Raw genomic sequence first — 18,657 nt, 5'->3', positions numbered from 1 at the left:
GTAGAACGCCATGAACTTCTCCCAGTTCTTCATCAAGCGGCCGATCTTCGCCGCCGTGCTGTCCCTGCTGGTGCTGATCGCCGGTGCGATCTCGCTGTTCCAGCTGCCGATCAGCGAATACCCGGAAGTGGTGCCGCCCACCGTGGTGGTGCGCGCCAACTTCCCCGGCGCCAACCCCAAGGTGATCGGTGAAACCGTGGCCTCGCCGCTGGAGCAGGCCATCACCGGCGTGGAGAGCATGCTCTACATGTCGTCCCAGTCCACTGCCGACGGCAAGCTGACCCTGACCATCACCTTCGCCCTCGGCACCGACCTGGACAACGCCCAGGTACAGGTGCAGAACCGCGTGACCCGCACCATGCCGACCCTGCCCACCGAGGTGCAGCGCCTCGGCGTGACCGTGGACAAGGCATCGCCGGACCTGACCATGGTGGTGCACCTGACCTCGCCGGATCAGCGCTACGACATGCTCTACCTGTCCAACTTCGCCGCGCTCAACGTCAAGGACGAGCTGGCGCGCCTGGACGGCGTGGGCGACGTGCAGCTGTTCGGCATGGGCAACTATTCGCTGCGCGTGTGGCTCGACCCGAACAAGGTGGCCTCGCGCAACCTCACCGCCAGCGATGTAGTCGCCGCCATCCGCGAGCAGAATCGCCAGGTCGCCGCCGGTGCCCTCGGCGCGCCGCCCTCGGACGCCGGCAACAGCTTCCAGCTGTCGATCAACACCCAGGGCCGCCTGGTCAGCGAGGAGGAGTTCGAGAACATCATCATCCGCGCCGGCGACGATGGCGAGATCACCCGCCTGAAGGACATCGCGCGCATCGAGTTGGGCTCCAGCCAGTACGCCCTGCGTTCGCTGCTGAACAACCAGCCGGCGGTGGCCATCCCGGTATTCCAGCGCCCCGGCTCCAACGCCATCGAGATCTCCGACGCCGTGCGGGCCCGCATGGCCGAGCTGAAGAAGAGTTTCCCGCAGGGCGTGGACTACGAGATCGTCTACGACCCGACCATCTTCGTGCGTGGCTCCATCGAGGCGGTGGTGCACACCCTGCTCGAGGCCATCGTGCTGGTGGTGCTGGTGGTGATCCTGTTCCTGCAGACCTGGCGCGCCTCGATCATCCCGCTGGCCGCCGTACCGGTATCGCTGATCGGCACCTTCGCCGTGATGCACCTGTTCGGCTTCTCGCTCAACGCTCTGTCGCTGTTCGGCCTGGTGCTGGCCATCGGCATCGTGGTGGACGACGCCATCGTCGTGGTGGAGAACGTCGAGAGGAACATCGGCCTGGGCAAATCACCCATCGATGCCACCCGCCAGGCCATGAAGGAAGTGACCGGGCCCATCGTCGCCACCGCCCTGGTGCTGTGCGCCGTGTTCGTGCCGACCGCGTTCATCTCCGGCCTCACCGGGCAGTTCTACCAGCAGTTCGCGCTGACCATCGCCATCTCCACCGTGATATCGGCGTTCAACTCGCTGACCCTGTCGCCGGCCCTGGCCGCCGTGCTGCTGAAGGATCACCACGCGCCGAAGGATCGCTTCTCCAAGGTGCTCGACAAGCTGTTCGGCGGCTGGCTGTTCACCCCCTTCAACCGCTTCTTCGACCGCGCCAGCCATGGCTACGTCGGCACCGTGAAGCGCGTGCTGCGCGGCAGCTCGATCGCCCTGTTCGTCTATGCCGGCCTGCTGGCGCTCGGCTACCTGGGCTTCTCCAGCACCCCGACCGGCTTCGTGCCGCAACAGGACAAGCAGTACCTGGTCGCCTTCGCCCAGCTGCCGGACGCCGCCACCCTCGACCGTACCGAGGAGGTGATCAAGCGCATGTCGGAGATCGCCGGCAAGCATCCGGGTGTGGAGAACACGGTGGCCTTCCCGGGCCTGTCGATCAATGGTTTCACCAACAGCCCGAACAGCGGCATCGTGTTCACCCCGCTGCGGCCGTTCGATGAGCGCACGGACCCGAGCATGTCCGCCGGCGCCATCGCCGCCGAGCTGAATGCCCAGTTCGCCGACATCCAGGACGCCTACATCGCCATCTTCCCGCCACCGCCCGTGCAGGGGCTCGGCACCATCGGTGGCTTCCGGCTGCAGATCCAGGACCGCGGCAGCCTCGGCTACGAGGAGCTGTACAAGCAGACCCAGAACATCCTGGCCAAGGCGCGCGCGCTGCCGGAGCTGAACCCGATGTCGGTGTTCACCAGCTACCAGGTCAACGTGCCGCAGATCGACGCCAACATCGACCGCGAAAAGGCCAAGACCCACGGCGTTGCCATCAGCGACATCTTCGACACCATGCAGGTGTACCTGGGCTCGCTGTACGCCAACGACTTCAACCGCTTCGGCCGCACCTACCAGGTCAACGTCCAGGCCGAGCAGCAGTTCCGCCTGGAGCCCGAGCAGATCGGCCAGCTCAAGGTACGCAACAACCGTGGCGAGATGATCCCGCTGTCCACCTTCGTCAAGGTCGATAGCGCCTCGGGCCCGGATCGGGTGATGCACTACAACGGCTTCCTCACCGCCGAGATCAACGGTGCGGCAGCTCCCGGCTACAGCTCCGGCCAGGCCGAGGCGGCCATCGCCAAGCTGCTCAAGGAGGAACTGCCCAACGGCATGACCTACGAATGGACCGAGCTGACCTACCAGCAGATCCTCGCCGGCAACACCGCGATCTTCATCTTCCCGCTCTGCGTGCTGCTGGCCTTCCTGGTGCTGGCCGCCCAATACGAGAGCTGGAGCCTGCCGCTGGCGGTGATCCTGATCGTGCCGACCGTGCTGTTCTCCGCCATCACCGGGGTGATCCTGGCCGGCGGCGACAACAACGTGTTCACCCAGATCGGTTTGATCGTGCTGGTGGGCCTGGCGTGCAAGAACGCCATCCTCATCGTCGAGTTCGCCAAGGAGAAACAGGAAGAAGGCCTCGACCGCATGGCCGCCGTGCTGGAAGCCTGCCGCCTGCGTCTGCGCCCGATCCTGATGACCTCCATCGCCTTCATCATGGGCGTGGTGCCCCTGGTGCTCTCAAGCGGCGCCGGTGCCGAGATGCGCCATGCCATGGGTGTGGCGGTGTTCAGCGGGATGATCGGTGTGACCTTCTTCGGCCTGCTGCTGACCCCGGTGTTCTACGTGCTGATCCGCGCCTTCGTGGAGAAGCGTGAAGCGCGCAAGGCCAACCAGATCGCTCACGAGGTACATGCATGAAGCCGTTGATTCCCGCCCTGCTCGCTCTCGCGCCCGCTTTTATGTTGGCCGCCTGCGCCGTCGGCCCGGACTATAAGGCGCCAGAAACCCAGCCGGCGCAGATCACCGCGCTGGAGGCCGGCGACTACGACCGTACCGATTTCGAATCGGCCTGGTGGCAGCAGTTCGACGATCCGACCCTGAGCCAGCTGGTACAGCAGTCGCTCCAGGAAAACCGCGAGCTGCGCGTGGCCTTCGCCCGCCTGCGCGCCGCCCGCGCCATCCGCGACGATGTCGGCAACGACCAGATGCCGGTGATCACCAGCCGCGCCAGTGGTGAGTTCGGCAAGGCCCAGCAGCCGCCAACCAATGAGGAGCGCATCCGTCAGGAACGCTACGACCTGGGCCTGGACATGGCCTGGGAGCTCGACCTGTTCGGCCGCATCCAGCGCACCATCGAGGCCAGCGATGCGCAGAGCGAAGCCACCGAGGCCGAGCTGTACCAGCTGCAGGTCAGCCTGATCGCCGAGCTGGTGGACGCCTACGGCAACCTGCGTGGCGCACAACTCAGGGAGCGGATTGCCCGCGACAACCTGAAGAACCAGAGCCAGTCGCGCGCCCTCACCGAACAACTGCGCGACGCTGGTATCGGCAGCGAGCTGGACGTGCTGCGCGCCGATGCGCGCCTGGCCGCCACCGAAGCCAGCCTGCCGCAACTGCAGGCCGAAGAGGCGCGTGCCCGTCACCGCATCGCCACCCTGCTCGGCCAACGCCCGGAACAGCTGACCGTCGACCTGTCGGCCAAGCCGCTGCCGGTGATCGCCAAGGCCCTGCCGATCGGTGATCCGGCCGAGCTGCTGCGCCGCCGCCCGGATGTCCGTGTCGCCGAACGCCAGCTGGCCGCCGCCACCGCCAATGTAGGGGTAGCCACGGCCGATCTGTTCCCGCGAGTGAGCCTGTCCGGTTTCCTCGGTTTCACCGCCGGTCGCGGCTCGCAGCTCGGCGCCGCCGACGCGCGGGCCTGGGGCGTGGCACCGACCATCAGCTGGGCGGCGTTCGACTTGGGTAGCGTGCGAGCTCGCCTGCGCGGTGCCGAGGCCGATGCCGACGGCGCCCTGGCCAGCTACGAGCAGCAGGTGCTGCTGGCCCTGGAAGAGTCGGAAAACGCCTTCAGCGACTACGCCAAGCGCCAGCAACGCCTGGTCTCGCTGGTGCGCCAGTCCGAGGCCAGCCGCGCGGCGGCGGCCCAGGCGGCAGTGCGTTATCGCGAAGGCACCGAGGACTTCCTCGTGCTGCTCGACGCCGAACGCGAGCGCCTGGCCGCCGAAGACGCCCAGGCCCTCGCCGAAATCGAGCTGTATCGCGGCATCGTCGCCATCTACAAGGCACTAGGCGGAGGCTGGCAGCCCAACGCCTGATCCGAATTCGTCCGAGCACGCTCGGACTTCACAGTCCCTCCTGGGCCGACCCTGCCCTTGTCGGCCATTGCGCTCCCCGCGGCTCGCTCCTGGCCGCGGGGATTTTTTTGCCTAACTCAGCGGGCCATGTCGAACTGCGCGCGCAGGCGGCGGTTCTCCCGGTGCAGTTCGCGTTGTTGGAAGGCTTCGCGCAGTTGGTTGCGCAGGTCTTCCGGCTCCCAGGGCGTGGTGATGAAGCGGTAGATCACGCCCTCGTTGACCGCCTTGAGGATGCTGCCGACTCGGCTCGCGTCGCTCAGGGCCAGGCGGATGGCGTCCGGGTAGATGCTGCGGATCTTGCGCAGGAACTCCACGCCACTCATGTCTGCCAGGCTCAGGTCGGTCAGCACCACGTCCACCGGGTAGCTGGCCATCAGCTGGAGCGCGTCCGCGCCATCGCTGGCGGTGAGTATCTTGTAGCTCTCCAGGCGCAAGGCACGGCGCTGGGCCTCATGGCTCTCGGGGCTACCGTCGACGACCAGCAGATAGCGCTCGGTACCATCGAGAATATTGCTAGGCAGGCTCAGCGGCGCGCCACTCTGCAGGAACTGCATGCAGGCCAGCGGTGGCAGCGGCGGCGAGTAGAAATAGCCCTGCATCTCGTCGCAACCGGCCGCGCGCAGGAAGCTCATCTGTTCCGACTGCTCCACCCCTTCGGCGATCACCTTGATCCCCAGGTTGTGACCGATGGAGATCATCGAGCGCGCCAGCGAGGCGCTGTCCGGCTCGGTGAGGATGTCGGTGATGAAGCTGCGGTCGATCTTCAGCTGGCTGAACGGAAAGCGCTTGAGGTAACCCAGCGACGAGTAGCCGGTACCGAAGTCGTCGATGGAGAAACGCACGCCCTGTTCGCACAGGTGCTGCATCTTGCGCTGCACCACGTCGGCATCGCTGGTCAGGATGGTTTCGGTCAGCTCGATCTTGATCCAGCGCGAGGGAATGTTCTGGTTCTTCAGCACGCTGAGGATGCGCTCGATGAAGTTCTCGTCGGCGAAGCTGATGGCGGAGAAGTTGACCGCCACGCTGAGGTCCTGGCTGAAGCTCTCGCGCCAGATTGCCAGCTGCTTGCACACCATCTCGAACACGTAGAAGTCGATATCGACGATCCAGCCGGTTTCCTCGGCCAGCGGAATGAACTCGCCCGGCGAGACGATGGTGCCACCGCGATTCCAGCGTACCAGGGCCTCGAAGCCGCACAGGCGGCCGCTCTGCAGGTCCAGTTGGGGCTGGTAGAAGACGATGAACTCCTGATTCTGCAGGGCATGGCGGGTCTGCTGCTCCATGGCCAGGCGCGCCTGCACCTGCTCGTTCATCTCCGGCATGAAGGCGCAGATGCGATTACGCCCCTGGTGCTTGGCCTGGTACATGGCGGTGTCGGCGTTGCGCAGCAGGGTGCCGGCATCGCGCCCGTCGCTGGGGAAGCAGCAGAAACCGATGCTGCAGCTGACCGCTACCTCCTGCCCATCCAGCATCATCGGGCTGGCGATGGTGTCCTTGATATGCTCCAGTAGGGCGACCTGCTCGCTGAGCTGGACGGCGTCGGCCACCAGAATGATGAACTCGTCGCCTCCCAGGCGTGCCACCGTGTCGATGTCGCGCACGCTGGCGCGCAGACGCGCGGCGATTTCGATCAGCAACTGGTCGCCAGCGCTGTGGCCCAGGCTGTCGTTGACCACCTTGAACTGGTCGACATCCATGAACGCCAGGGTGAATTGGCCGCCACCCCGGTTGGCGAAGGCGATGGCCTGGCCGATGCGGTCGTTGAGCAGGTTGCGGTTGGGCAGGCCGGTGAGGCTGTCGTGGTTGGCCTGGTGTTCCAGCTCTTCCTGATAGCGCTTGCTCTCGGTGACGTCGTGGAGGATGCCCACGAAGTGGCTGACCTTGCCGCGATCGTTGACCACCGGCGCCACCCGCAGGTCGTTCCAGAACTCCGAGCCGTCCTTGCGGAAGTTGCGCAGCAGCGCTGCGCCCTCTTCCTTAGCCACCAGGGCCCGGCGGATGCTGTCCAGCTCGGCCTGGTCGCGGTCCTGCCCCTGCAGGAAGCGGCAGTTGCGCCCCAGCACTTCCTCCACCGAGTAGCCGGTGATGCGCTCGAAGGCCGGGTTGGCATAGACGATGGGCTGATCCGGGTGCTCGGCATCGGTGATGATCACCGCATTGACGCTGGCCTCGACCGCACGGGTGCGGATCCGGATCTCCAGATCGCGCCGACGCTGCTCGGTGATGTCCTGGATCACCACGATGGCGCCCTGGATCACCCGGCTGGCGTCGAGGAAGGGCACCGCCGAGTTGAGGATGGTCTTGCGCTCGCCCTTGAAGGTCTCGATGTCGACCACCTCGTTGCGCGACACCCGGCCATGCTGCACCGCGCGCATCATCGACCAGTCCGACTCGGTGATGCGCTCGCCGGTTTCCGCCCACCAGCCGCGGTAGTGGCCATAGCCTTCCGCGCCGCTGGGATGGGCGCCGCCCCAGATCAGGCTGCTCTCCGGGTTGCTCATGATCAGGCGGCCCTGCTGGTCGGTGACGAACACCCCCACCGGCAGGCTGTCCAGCACCTTGCGCAGCAGTTCCTCGCTCTTGGTCAGCGCCTCGGTACGCTGCTCCACCAGCTGCTCCATGCTCTCGAACAGGCGCACGCGGCCCAGGGCCATGGCCAGCTGGCGGCCGATGGAGGCCAGGGCGCTGAGCGATTCTTCCGACCAGGGCTGCGCATCGCGCTGCACCACGTTGAGCATGCCGATGATTTCGCCGCCCAGCTGCAGCGGGATGCTGGCGTGAATGGAGTCGCCCGGCTTGTCGACCAGCGCCGGGCAGTCGCTGATATTGCTCGGCCGCGACAGCTTGTCGCTGATCCAGGCGTGCCGGCACGGGCAGTTGCGCGCACAGTTGTTGAGTTCGTGCTTCGAGTAGTTCTGCCCGCGGGCGCAGGCGCCGGCCACGTGAGCCGGTTCATGCGGGTCGTTGGCGTCGGCCAGCAGCAGCCAGGCACCGATCGCATCGGGAAACTCCAGAATCCGCCGTAGCGCCGCGTCGATGACGTTGCGCTCGCTCTTGGCATCGGTCAGACCGCTGGTGAAGTGGAACAGGCAGTTGAGCAGCGAATTGGTACGGGCCAGCTCGTCGTGCTTGGCCTGCAATTCGTTGTTCAGGCGCACCCCCTGCTCGTAAGTGGAAATCAGCAGGTCGAGGATCTGCTGGCGGCTGGCGGTGATGAAATGCCGCTCGCCCTCCAGCACCACTTCGACGCCCATCTGTACCCGCTCGTGGGTGCGCAGTTCGAGGTTGACCAGGAAGTAGCGGATGCGCGACATCAGGTACTTCTCGTCGAAGGGCTTGACGATGAAGTTGTCCGCCCCCGAGGCCAGCCCGTGCACCACGTCGCGGGCATCGGCCAGGGCGGTGACCAGGATGATCGGAATGCCTTGGGTCAGCGCCGAGCTCTTCAGCTGGCGGCACAGTTCGTAGCCATCCATTTCCGGCATGACGATGTCGCTGATGACGATGGTCGGCTTGCGCACCGCCACCATCTCCAGCGCCTCGCGACCATTGCTCGCCACCCGCACCTTGCAGCCGACGGCTTCGAGCATGTACTGCAGTTCAGTAGCCTGGGTGTGGCTGTCCTCCACCACCAGAATTTCGGCATCTGCATACATGGTCATTCCCTCCTGTTACTTCCATTCACTGCAGCCATGTGAGCGGCGATTGCGTTGAGCAGGTTGGCGATGCCCTCGGGCGACAGCACCTGACGGGCCGCCTGCAGGCCGATGGCGGCCTTGGGCATGGAATCGATCACCGCCGTGCTCGGCTCCTGTACCAGGGTCAGGGCGCCGGCCTGGCACATTTCGGCCAGGCCCTGGGCGCCATCGCGGCCCATGCCGGACATCTGGATGCCGATCGCCTGCTTGCCGAAGTGACGGGCGACCGAACGGAACAGGTAATTGGCGGCCGGACGCACGTGTTCTTCCGGCGGCGCGTCGTCGAGGATCACGCTGCGGTTGGCGGCGAAGCCGAGGTGATGGCCATCCGGCGCCAGGTGCAGTGCTCCCGAAGTCAGGCGCTGGCCGCGTTCGGCGATCACGATGGGTATCGGCGTCAGCGTCGCCAGCCAGTCGCGGAAGCTCGGCAGGAAACCCGGCGCGATGTGCTGGACCAGCACCAATGGCCAGGGCTGCTGCGGGGCCAGGGATTGCAGGAGAGCCTTGACCGCCAGCGGGCCACCCGCCGAGGCGGAGATGGCCACCAGCTGCGGCGCGCAGGCAGCCGTCTGCATCACCAGCGGCGGGGTATCGGCGGGGCCCATCTCGCTGGCGCGGCGCTTGCGCCGCACGATCTTCACCTGGACCATGCTGCGCAGGGTGCGCAGCAACTCGTCGATGCGCTCCTCGAAGTCGACCGCGGTCGGCCCCGCGGGCTTCTCCAGCACCGCCAGGGCGCCGGCTTCCAGCGCACGCATGGCGGTGGCCGAGGCCTGATGGTTGATGCTGGCGGAGAGAATCACCACCGGCAAGGCGTAGCTCTCGAGGATGCGCTCGGTGGTCTCGTAGCCATCCATGCCGGGCATGTGCACGTCCATGGTGACGATGTCCGGGGTGAACCCGGTGAGCACCTGCAAGGCCTCGTCCCCCGTGCTCGCCTCGCGCACCTCGTAGCCCTCGCCCTCGAGCACGGCGCGCAGCAGCATGCGGCTCACCGGTGAATCGTCCACTACCAGCACACGCATTACCGTCCCCTCAGATGAGCCGGCGAATGGCTTCTAGCAGGTTGTCCTGCTCGAAGCCGCTCTTGGCCAGATAGGCGTTGGCCCCCGCCTCCAGACCGCGGGCGCGGTCCTCGGCGGAATGCAGGGCGGTCACCAGCACCACCGGCAGATCCGCCAGGGTGCGGTCGGCGCGGATGCGGCTGGTCAGGGTGAAACCGTCCAGACGCGGCATTTCCACGTCGGACACCAGCAGGTCGAACTGTCCCTGCTTCAAGGCATTCCAGGCCTCCAAGCCGTCGTTGGCGGTGGTCACCCGGTAGCCCGCCGCCTCCAGAATCGCCTTGAGCAGCCCCCGCGAAGTAAACGAGTCCTCGGCGATCAGCAGGCGCTGCACCACCTCGCTGCGGCGCGGCTGCGCCTGCTGGCTGAGGCTGGAGTCCTGCGCCTCCAGTGCGCTGCGATAGAGATCGGCGGGATGCAGGATGGGCACCAGTTGACCATCGCCGAGCACGGTGGCGCCCATCAGGTTGCGCACCCGCTGCAACTGGCGGCCGAGGTTTTTGACGATGATTTCCTGGTCGCCCAGCAGCTCCTCCACTAGCAGCACGAAACGCTCGCCGCGCACCTTGAGCAGCAGCAGCGTCAGCTCGCTGGCGATGATCGGCGGCTGCGCCAGGCCGAGTACATCGGCCAGCGGCCAGAGCGGCAGTACCTCGCCTTCGAAGGCCACCGACGGGCGATTCTCCAAAGTGCGGATGGCACTCGCCGGCAGACGCAGGCAACGCTCCACCGCCAGGGCCGGCACGGCGAACACCCGCTCGGCGTTGCGCACGATCACGGCGCGGAAGGTGGACAGACTGAGCGGCAGGTGCAGGTGGAAACAGGTGCCGGCACCTCGCGTGGAATCCAGCTCGATGCGCCCGCCGAGGCGCTCCACCGTGTCCTGCACGATGGCCATGCCCAGGCCGCGGCCGGAGATGTCGGTGATCATGCCGCTGGTGGACAGGCCGGACAGGAAGATCAACCCCAGCGCCTCGCGTTCGCCCATGGCCTGCGCCTGCTCTGCGCCGATCAGGCCGGCAGCCAATGCCTTGGCCGTCAACCCGGCAGGATCGATGCCCGCGCCATCGTCGCTGACCCGCAGCTCGAAGCGGTCCGCCGATTCCTGGATCAGCTCCACCAGCAGCTTGCCCACCGGATTCTTGCCCTGGCCGCTGCGCTGTTCCGGGGTCTCCAGGCCGTGGTCGATGGCGTTGCGCAACAGGTGGGTGAGGACGATGCGCAGCTCGTCGAGGATGCGCTTGTCGATCTGCAGGCTCTCGCCGCGCACCTGCAGTTCCGCGCGCTTGCCGGCCTGGCTGGCGATGTCCTGGACCATGGCCGGCACACCTTCGAGCAAACTGCTGCCGGACAGCAGCAGCGCGCCCTGCATCTCGCCGGTCAGCGCGTCGGACAACTGCGCCAGCCCCAGGGCCAGCTGGGTTCCGGACTTGGCCAGGCGGGCGGCACCGAAATGCAGGCGGTCGAGCTGCGACAGGCTCCAGTCGAGGTAATCGAGCACACTCTTGAGGCCGTCCTGGGCGCTGCCCGGCAGCTCATCGAGGCTCTCGCGCAGCTGCTTGAGCGCGCCGGAGCCGAGCATGCGTTTGGTCCGCTGCGGCTCGAAGGCCAGCGCATGTTCCTGCAGGCTGCGCGCGTGGGCCTGGGCCTCCAGCTTGTGCTGCAGCAGCACCTCGCTGTGGAACAGCAGTGCGTCCAGGCGCTCGGTGGCCACGCGCACGGTGGTCGGGTCCTGCGGCAGCTCGGGGATCGGCGCCTCCACCACCGGCAGCTCCACCTCCTGGCCCAGGGTGCTGTCGTTGAGGCTGTCGATCATCTGCGCCAGTTCGTAGCTATCCACCTCCTGACCGGCGTGCAGGCGCTGCACCAGCTTGAGGGTCAGGCGGCACAGGTCCACCCGTTCCGGCGTCAGCTCGATATCGGCGTGGCGCACGGCGCCAAGCAGGCTTTCCCAGGCGTGGCAGATGCGCTCGATCTCGCCGATCCCGGCGGCCCGCGAGGCACCCTTGATGCTGTGTACCTCGCGAAACAGCGACTCGATGCCCTGCTCGCTGGCGCCGCCCTCGCGCCAGTTGGCCAGGGTGTCGGCGAGGATCGCCAGGCGCTCGTCCGCCTCGGCGCGGAAGCTCGCCTGCAGCCGCTGCCTGAGTGCGTCGCGATCGAAGCTCACGGGCGCCTCACAGCTTGAACCGGGCCGCCAGGCCCTTGAGCTTGAGGCCGAGCTGGTGCAGGTTGCGCGCCGCCATGTCCACCTGCCGCGCGCCAGCCACATTGTCCTGGCTGGCCTGGCGGATGTTCTCCATGGCGCTGCCGATCTGGTCCATGCCGATCATCTGCTGCTGGCTGGTGGCGGCGATCTGCAGGGCGATCTCGCTGGACTCCTCCACGCTGCTGCCCAGGGTGCGGATCGCCTCGCCACTGACCTGGGCGCGCTGGTAGCCGCCCTCCACCGACTTGCTGCCCTCCTCGGCGAGGATCACCGCCTTGGTCATGGCCTTCTGGATGTCGCCGAGGATGCCACGCACCTGGGCGGTGGCCTGCTTGGACTGGTCGGCGAGGGTCTTGACCTCCTGCGCCACCACCGAGAAACCCTTGCCCGCATCGCCGGCCTTGACCGCTTCGATCGAGGCATTCACGCCGAGCAGGTTGGATTGCTCGGCCAGGTCGTTGACCGAGGCGACGATCTCGCCGATGGTCTGGCTCTGCTCGCCCAGGCGCATGATGCTCTCGGCCACCGCCTGCATCTGTTCGCGGATCAGGCCCATGCCGCGCAGGGTTTCCTCCACCGACTGACGACCGCTCTGCGCCACCTGGCGGGTACGCTCGGTACTCTCGCTGACCGACTGCGACTTGTTGCCGGCCAACACCGCCGTCTGCTTGACCTCCTCCACCGTGGTGGCGATCTCGCTGATCGCCGTGGCGGTTTCCTGGGTGCTGGCCGCTACCTGGGTGGTGACCGCGATGATCTCCTCGCTGGCGCTGGCCACTACCGAGATGCTTTCGTCGAGCTCCTGGACCAGCTCGCGCAGGTACTGGCTCATGTTGAAGAACGCATGGCTCAGACGGCCGACCTCGTCCTGGCGCGTATGCCCCGGCAGCTCGCGGGGAATCTCGCCGCGACCGATCTGCTCGGCCAGGTTGGTCAGCCGTGCCAGCGGCTGGGCGATATGTCGGCTGAGCAGCCAGGCCAGCAGCGCGCCGCCCAGCACCAGGGCCAGGCCGGCCTGGAAGATGCTGCTGCGCAGGTCCTCCAGGGCCTGCTGCGACTGCACGGTGCTCTCGGCGATGCGCTGGTTGGTGCGTGCCACCAGTTGTTCAGCCAGGTCATGCAGGCGTTCCACCCGTTGCCGCTGCGGGCCGGCGACCAGCGCCTGCACCTCGTCCAGCTTGCCGGCCTGCAGCAGCGGCAGCACCTCGTTGTCGCGGCTGCGCATATAGCCGGCGCGCAGGCTCTGCATCTGTTCGAGCAGCTCGATGGTGATCTCGTCGCCCTGCACGGCCGCCTGCAGGCGCTCCAGGCGGCGATCATTCAGCTCGCTGCCGGCGCGAATGCTTTCCTCCAGCACCTGGGCATCGCCGCCCAGGGCGCTGAGCATCTCCACTCGCTGCAGGTTGATGCTGATCAGTAGGTCCTTGACGTCGGTCACCCGCGCATAGCGCCGGGCGAACTGCTCCTCCTCGCTCTTCTGCAGGGCGACGAATTGCTCCAGCGTGGTGAACAGCAGCAGCGCAAAACCCAGGATCAGCGCGGCGAAGGCCAGCATCAGCTTGCTACCGATACGCAGGTTCAACAGGTTTGCCAGCATGAATCCTCCTTGCAGGGTCGTCAGTCGTCGGCGTGGATGCGCAGGTTCGGATCACCGAGCAGGCGCGCGCCATCCAGCACCGTGGTCTGCTCCGCGGTAACCCCCAGCAGGTAGTTCGCGCGGATGCCGGTCAGGTTGGCCAGGCCCGCCTGCAGGCTGTCGCGCGGGATCTGCTCGATACCGCGGATGCGATCGGCCAGCAGGCCGAATTCCATGTCCTGGTTGCGCAGCACCACCAGGTAGTTCTTGTCGGAGAGCCCCTCGATCGGCAACTCGAAGAACACCCGCAGGTCCAGCACCGAGACGATGTGCCCACGCACGTTGACGATGCCCAGCACGAAGGGCGGCGTGCCCGGTAGCGGGGTGAAGTGCGGCAATGGCAGCACCGCGCCGACATGGCCGGTCTCGATGGCGTAGAGCTCCTCGCCGAGGGTGAAGCTGAGCAGCTCGATGAGGCTGTCCGGCCGGGCTTCCTCGACGCTGCGCGCCCATTCGCGGGTGCGTTGCAGCAGGCGCTCCTGCTGCTCGCCGGGGTCCGGGGAGAATCCCTGATCGATGCGCCGCTCGAACTCCGCCAGGCGCTCGCGCAGCTGCGTCCAGCGCTCCTCGACGCTGTTCGTCTCGTTCATGCGCGGTCCTCCAGCAATTGTTCACAGAGCCGGCGCAGCTGGCCGGCGCTGAGGCCGTCCCCGAGCGGCAACTGCGCATCGGCGGCACAGGACTGCAGTTGCCCCACGCAGACCCGCAGGGCCTTGTCGCCGGCCTGGCGGCGCCCGGCCTCGCGCAGCAGCAAGCCCTGCTGGAAGTGCAGCATCGTGCAGTCCGGGTCCAGGTAGAGCGCCTTGTGCAGCGCCTGCAGTGCCGCCGTTACGTCGCCCTCCTGGCGGGCCAGCAGCGCCTGCAGCCAATAGGCCGGCAGCGCCGCGGCCTCCAGATCGAGGGCGCGCTGCAGCCATTCCCTGGCCTCGCCGCTGCGTTGCTGATCGGCCCAACTGCGTGCCATCAGCAGGCAGGCGTCGTAGCGCTTGGCCGGGGCCAGCCCGGGTTGCGCCAGGTAGGCGTCCAGCAGTTCCCGCACCCGCTCCATGCGGCCCTGGGCCAAGGCTGCCTCGGCGTCTTGCCACAGGGCGTCGGGTTTGACCTGCGCCGGCGCGCTGGCAACAAGTTCGGGAAGCACGGCTGGTACGAACTTGAATTGCGCCACCGCGGGTGGCGTGGGCTGCGTTTTGGCCGCCGGCGGCGATGCCCGCAAGGCGGCGCCTGCCGCCAGCGCATAGTTGTTACCGGCCCAGAAACCGCTCAGCCCGGCTTGGGTCGCGAGGCCGGCCTCCACTGCGCTGAGCACCAGGATGCCGTCGTCGCTGAGGCAGGCCAGCAAGCGGCGCAGCGCGGCCGTGGCATGTTCGATGGAGAAGTACATCAGCACGTTGCGACAGAGGATCAGGTCGACCCCGGCCAACCCGCGGCCGGGGTTGGGCAGCGCCTTGTCGGCCAGGTTGTGGCGCAGGAAGTGGATGCGGCCGCGCCATTCTGGGCGTACCCGCCAGCTGCGCTCATCGGCCTGGAAATAGCGGGCGCGGAACGCCTCCTCGTTGCGCCGAAAGGCGTTCTGCCCGTAACGCCCCTGCTCGGCACGGGCGAGGAAACCGGCATTGATATCGCTGGCCAGCAGTTCCAGCGTCCAGCTGGATGCTTCGGCGCCCAGCATCCCGTCGAGCAGGAACAGCAGGCTGTAGGCCTCCTCGCCGGTGCAGCAGGCCGCGCTCCACACCCGCAAATAGCGCTGGCCAGCGGCGCGGCGGCGCTGCAGCAGCGGCGCCAGATGGTGGCGGGCCAGCCAGTCGAGGGCCTCGGCATCACGGCGGAAGTAGGTTTCGCCGACGCTGAAGGCGGGAATCAGGGCCTGGATCTGTGCATCGTCCCAATCGGCGAAGGCCAGGCTCTCCAGCCAGGCAGCCGGATCACGCCCCTGCTCCACGGCCAGCTGACGCAGGCGCCGCAGCAGTTCTGGACGACGCGCCCCGCTGAAGTCCATGCCCAGGTGCTGGTGCACCTTGCTCACCAGCACCTCCAGCAGCCGCGGCGAACAGATCGACTCAGCCTGGCGCATGGTCCGCTCCGCGGGCATCCAGGGCACGCTGCAGTTCGAGTTCGTCGGCGTCGGTCAGCAGTTGCTCGACGTCCTGGATCAGCAGCATGCCCTCTTCGGTACGCAGCACGCCGCGCACTATCTCGCTGGGCACCTGGGGCTGCGCCGAATCGACCACATCCGTGGCGGAGCACTGGGTCGCCGTCTCCACGCCATCGACCGGCACCAGCAGTTCGCGCGTGCGGCTGCGCAACCAGAGGAACGGCTGCCATAGCGCGAGCGGTGCCGCCGACCAGGCGAAGCGCCGTGCCAGATCCACTACCGGGACTATCTGCCCCCGCACATTGGCCAGGCCGAGAACGGTCTGCGGCGCGCCCGGCAACGGTGTGCAGCGCAGTGCCGGGATCACCCGGATCACGTTTTCCAGAGGTACCGCCAGATGCTGCCCCGCTAGCCGGAAAGGCAGCACAGAAAATCTGTCCATAGAGGCGTCCAGTTGCCGCTAGCTGTTCTTCATTACCCTAGCCCAGCACAGCGGCACGTCCAGCGAACCGGTCCACTCGGTCAACTAGTCTGCCAACGCGTCGGCACCTTGCCGACAGGCAATACGGAGCAAGCAAGGGGTCCGATCAGCTCATTCCTGGCAAATCTCGACGGCCGAATTCGGCACGCCGAACAGCAGATCGAACGCCCACTGGAACGCGAAGGCATAGAAGAAGAAAAACAGCAGCAGCCCCAGATCGGCCACCAGTGCCTGCCACCAGGAGATATCCAGCCACCAGGCCATCAACGGCACCAGCATCAGCGCCAGGCCGCCCTCGAAACCCAGCGAATGCAGCAGGCGCCGCCCCAGGGTGCGGGTACGCCGCTTCTGCCGGGCTTCCCAGTACTCGAACAGGCCGTTGAATAGCATGTTCCAGCTCAGCGCCACCAGCGACAGCAGCAGCGCCAGGGTGCCGGAGTAGACCATGCTCTCGTCGAAGGCGAAGGCGATCACCGGCGATACGAACAGCGCGCCGATCAACTCGTAGAGCAGCGCCTGGACCACCTTGCGTTTTGCGCCTTGCATAGTTCACCTCACCCGTGGCCGAACCATGAGCAGCTCGCCGTGACGCTGAATCTATTGATGATCGGGCACGCGGACAAATGACCTATAGTTCGCCAGGATGAATCCAACTCACCTATCGACGAGCCGCCCATGTTCGCCCGCCTGCCCCTCACCGCCCTGCGCACCTTCGAATCCGCCGCGCGCCTGGCCAGCTTCCGTGCTGCGGCGCTGGAGCTGAATGTCACGCCCACCGCCGTGTCGCACCAGATCCGTGGCCTGGAGCAGTGGCTCGGCAGTCTGCTGTTCGAGCGCCTGGGTCGCGGCGTGCGCCTGACCGAGGCCGGCGAGCGTTTGCGCCGCAGCCTGCACGGCGCCCTGCTGGAGATCGACCGCAGTCTGGAGGCACTGCGTCCGCAGGCCGGCGAGCAGAGCCTGAGCCTCAGCACCATGCCGGCCTTCGCCGCGCTCTGGCTGATCCCCCGCCTCGGTCGCTTCTACCGCCGCCATCCGGGCATCCGCGTGCGCATCGAAACCAGCAACGAGCTGGTCGACCTGCAGCGCGACGCCAGCATCGACCTGGCCATCCGCTGCGGCCTGGGTGATTACCCGCAGCTGTACCAGCAAGCGCTGCTGGAGGAGCGCTTCGCCGCCTACGCCGCACCACAGCTGCTGGAGCGCCTGCCCGCACAGCGGCCTGAATTGATCGGCGTGGGCTGGGAGGCACCGCTGTCCGGCCTGCCGGCCTGGGAAACCTGGGCGGCCGAGGCGAACGAAGGCTGGATAGCCAGCGCCATGCGCCGCGACTATCCGGACGAGCACTACGCCCTGCAGGCCGCCATCGCTGGCCAGGGCCTGGTGCTGGCCAGCTCGGTGTTGGTCTCCGACAGCTTGGCCAGTGGCCTGCTGCAGCCCTATCGTGCCGATATCAGCCTGCCCGGCGCGCGCTACCTGGCCCTGTGCGTGCCAGGGCGCGAGCGCCAGCCGGCGATCAAGGCGCTGCTGAACTGGCTGGCGGAAGAAACGGCGCAGGAAAATCAGCAGCCTGTCGATTGAGGCCATCGCCGTTCGACCAAGAGCAAACCACCTAGACGGAGACCCACCGCATGGCCCTGGAACTCTACGCTCACCCCTTCTCCTCCTACTGCCAGAAGGTGCTGATCGCCCTCTACGAGAACGCCATCCCCTTCGAGTACCGCCTGCTGGCACCCGAGCAGCCACAGCACATGCAGCGCCTCGGCGAGCTATGGCCCATGCGCCGCTTCCCGCTGCTGGTGGACGACGGGCAGATGGTGGTGGAGTCGAGCATCATCATCGAGCACCTGCAGCTGAATCGCCCGGGGCCGGTGCGGCTGATTCCGGACGATCCGAATCAAGCCTTGGAAGTGCGCTTTATGGACCGGGTGTTCGACAACTACATCTCCAGCCCGCAGCAGAAGTGCGTGTTCGATGCCTTGCGCGCGCCGGATGATCGCGACGCCTACGGCGTGAGCGAGGCGCGGCGCATGCTGGATACCGCCTACGCCTGGCTGGAGCAGCGCCTGCAGGGCCGCACCTGGGCCGCCGGCGACAGCTTCAGCCTGGCCGACTGCGCGGCAGCGCCCTTCCTCTTCTATGCCGACTGGACCCAGCCGATCAGCGAAGCCTTCCCCCGGGTGCGCGCCTATCGCCAGCACCTGCTGCAGCGACCGTCGTTCGCCCGCGCGGTGGACGAGGCCCGGCCCTACCGGGCGTTCTTCCCGCTGGGCGCACCGGACCGGGACTGATCCGCAGCTTGCATCACGGTGGGGTTCCTTTTGCCGGCGCGATGCCGCTAGCATCGGCCATCCGTAACCGCGCTCCACAAGGAAGGTCGATGAAAAAGCTCGCGCTGTCCCTGCTCTGCCTGTTCGCCCCGCTGGTTCACGCCGATCCGGCGCTGACCGAGAACAACATCCGCAACCTGTACGACCAGATAGCGGCCGCCGCCTCGCAGCGCGATATCGACGCCACCCTGGCGCATATGAGCGACGACGTGCGCATCCATATCACTGCCGCCAAGGGCAGCATCGAGCTCGACGCGGACAAATACCGCCAGCTGCTCAAGCAGGGCTGGTCCGGCCTGGACAGCTACCGCATGGAAGTGGCTATCGAGTCGATCGAGATCGCCGAAGACGGCCAGAGCGCCACGGTCAAGGACACCACCAAGGAAACCCTGAGCCTGCAGGGCCACGAGATGAGCACCGGCATGCAGGAGACCGCCAGCCTGCGCCTGATCGAGGGTGAGCCGAAGATCGTGCGGATCGAGGCGACGATCCAGCCTTAACACGCTGTGGGAGTGGCTGGG

13 protein-coding genes are annotated in these 18,657 nt (G+C 66.9%); 5 read left to right on the top strand and 8 right to left on the bottom strand.

The features are described from left to right. The first annotated feature begins 10 nt into the window (after positions 1–10). Positions 11–3,193, top strand: a complete 3,183-nt coding sequence (locus tag N7607_RS13335; protein ID WP_279865240.1) for an efflux RND transporter permease subunit — start codon at positions 11–13, stop codon at positions 3,191–3,193. Then, complete coding sequence (locus N7607_RS13330; protein ID WP_279865241.1) at positions 3,190–4,590, top strand: TolC family protein; 1,401 nt, start codon at positions 3,190–3,192, stop codon at positions 4,588–4,590. Before N7607_RS13335 ends, N7607_RS13330 begins: the two co-directional genes overlap by 4 nt. A gap of 116 nt (positions 4,591–4,706) precedes the next feature. Here N7607_RS13330 and N7607_RS13325 read toward each other — a convergent pair whose 3' ends face one another. The 8 genes from N7607_RS13325 to N7607_RS13290 form a co-directional block, all read right to left on the bottom strand. Next, positions 4,707–8,285, bottom strand: a complete 3,579-nt coding sequence (locus tag N7607_RS13325; RefSeq protein ID WP_279865242.1) for an EAL domain-containing protein — start codon at positions 8,283–8,285, stop codon at positions 4,707–4,709. A gap of 2 nt (positions 8,286–8,287) precedes the next feature. Continuing rightward, positions 8,288–9,352 carry a chemotaxis protein CheB gene (locus N7607_RS13320; protein WP_279865243.1) on the bottom strand — a complete coding sequence of 355 codons (1,065 nt, stop codon included), beginning with the start codon at positions 9,350–9,352 and terminating at the stop codon, positions 8,288–8,290. Between the two features lie 10 nt (positions 9,353–9,362). Continuing rightward, positions 9,363–11,561, bottom strand: a complete 2,199-nt coding sequence (locus N7607_RS13315) for a response regulator (protein ID WP_279865244.1) — start codon at positions 11,559–11,561, stop codon at positions 9,363–9,365. 7 nt (positions 11,562–11,568) lie between these two features. Next, positions 11,569–13,197, bottom strand: a complete 1,629-nt coding sequence (locus tag N7607_RS13310) for a methyl-accepting chemotaxis protein (protein WP_279865245.1) — start codon at positions 13,195–13,197, stop codon at positions 11,569–11,571. A gap of 20 nt (positions 13,198–13,217) precedes the next feature. After that, positions 13,218–13,826, bottom strand: a complete 609-nt coding sequence (locus N7607_RS13305) for a chemotaxis protein CheW (RefSeq protein WP_279865246.1) — start codon at positions 13,824–13,826, stop codon at positions 13,218–13,220. Then, entirely contained in the window at positions 13,823–15,307 is a 1,485-nt protein-coding gene (locus tag N7607_RS13300; RefSeq protein ID WP_279865247.1) for a CheR family methyltransferase, read from the bottom strand. The genes N7607_RS13305 and N7607_RS13300 overlap by 4 nt, the downstream gene beginning before the upstream one ends. Then, entirely contained in the window at positions 15,294–15,770 is a 477-nt protein-coding gene (locus N7607_RS13295; RefSeq protein ID WP_279865248.1) for a chemotaxis protein CheW, read from the bottom strand. The genes N7607_RS13300 and N7607_RS13295 overlap by 14 nt, the downstream gene beginning before the upstream one ends. 150 nt (positions 15,771–15,920) lie before the next feature. Next, positions 15,921–16,355: a PACE efflux transporter gene (locus N7607_RS13290; RefSeq protein ID WP_279865249.1), complete on the bottom strand. Its 435-nt coding sequence runs from the start codon at positions 16,353–16,355 to the stop codon at positions 15,921–15,923. A 129-nt stretch (positions 16,356–16,484) separates the two neighbouring features. Between N7607_RS13290 and N7607_RS13285 the strand changes: the two genes are divergently transcribed. From N7607_RS13285 to N7607_RS13275, 3 genes are all read left to right on the top strand, one after another. Then, positions 16,485–17,387 (top strand): LysR substrate-binding domain-containing protein, encoded by a 903-nt coding sequence (locus tag N7607_RS13285; protein ID WP_279865250.1) that lies wholly within the window; start codon positions 16,485–16,487, stop codon positions 17,385–17,387. Positions 17,388–17,437: 50 nt separating this feature from the next. Beyond that, positions 17,438–18,097 carry a glutathione S-transferase family protein gene (locus N7607_RS13280; protein ID WP_279865251.1) on the top strand — a complete coding sequence of 220 codons (660 nt, stop codon included), beginning with the start codon at positions 17,438–17,440 and terminating at the stop codon, positions 18,095–18,097. An 89-nt stretch (positions 18,098–18,186) separates the two neighbouring features. After that, positions 18,187–18,636 carry a nuclear transport factor 2 family protein gene (locus tag N7607_RS13275; RefSeq protein ID WP_279865252.1) on the top strand — a complete coding sequence of 150 codons (450 nt, stop codon included), beginning with the start codon at positions 18,187–18,189 and terminating at the stop codon, positions 18,634–18,636. Positions 18,637–18,657 lie beyond the last annotated feature (21 nt).

Origin of the sequence: Pseudomonas sp. GD04019, from assembly GCF_029837695.1 — a bacterium.
In the GTDB taxonomy this organism is placed as follows: Bacteria; Pseudomonadota; Gammaproteobacteria; order Pseudomonadales; family Pseudomonadaceae; genus Aquipseudomonas.
This window is presented reverse-complemented; position numbering and strand designations above follow the sequence as displayed.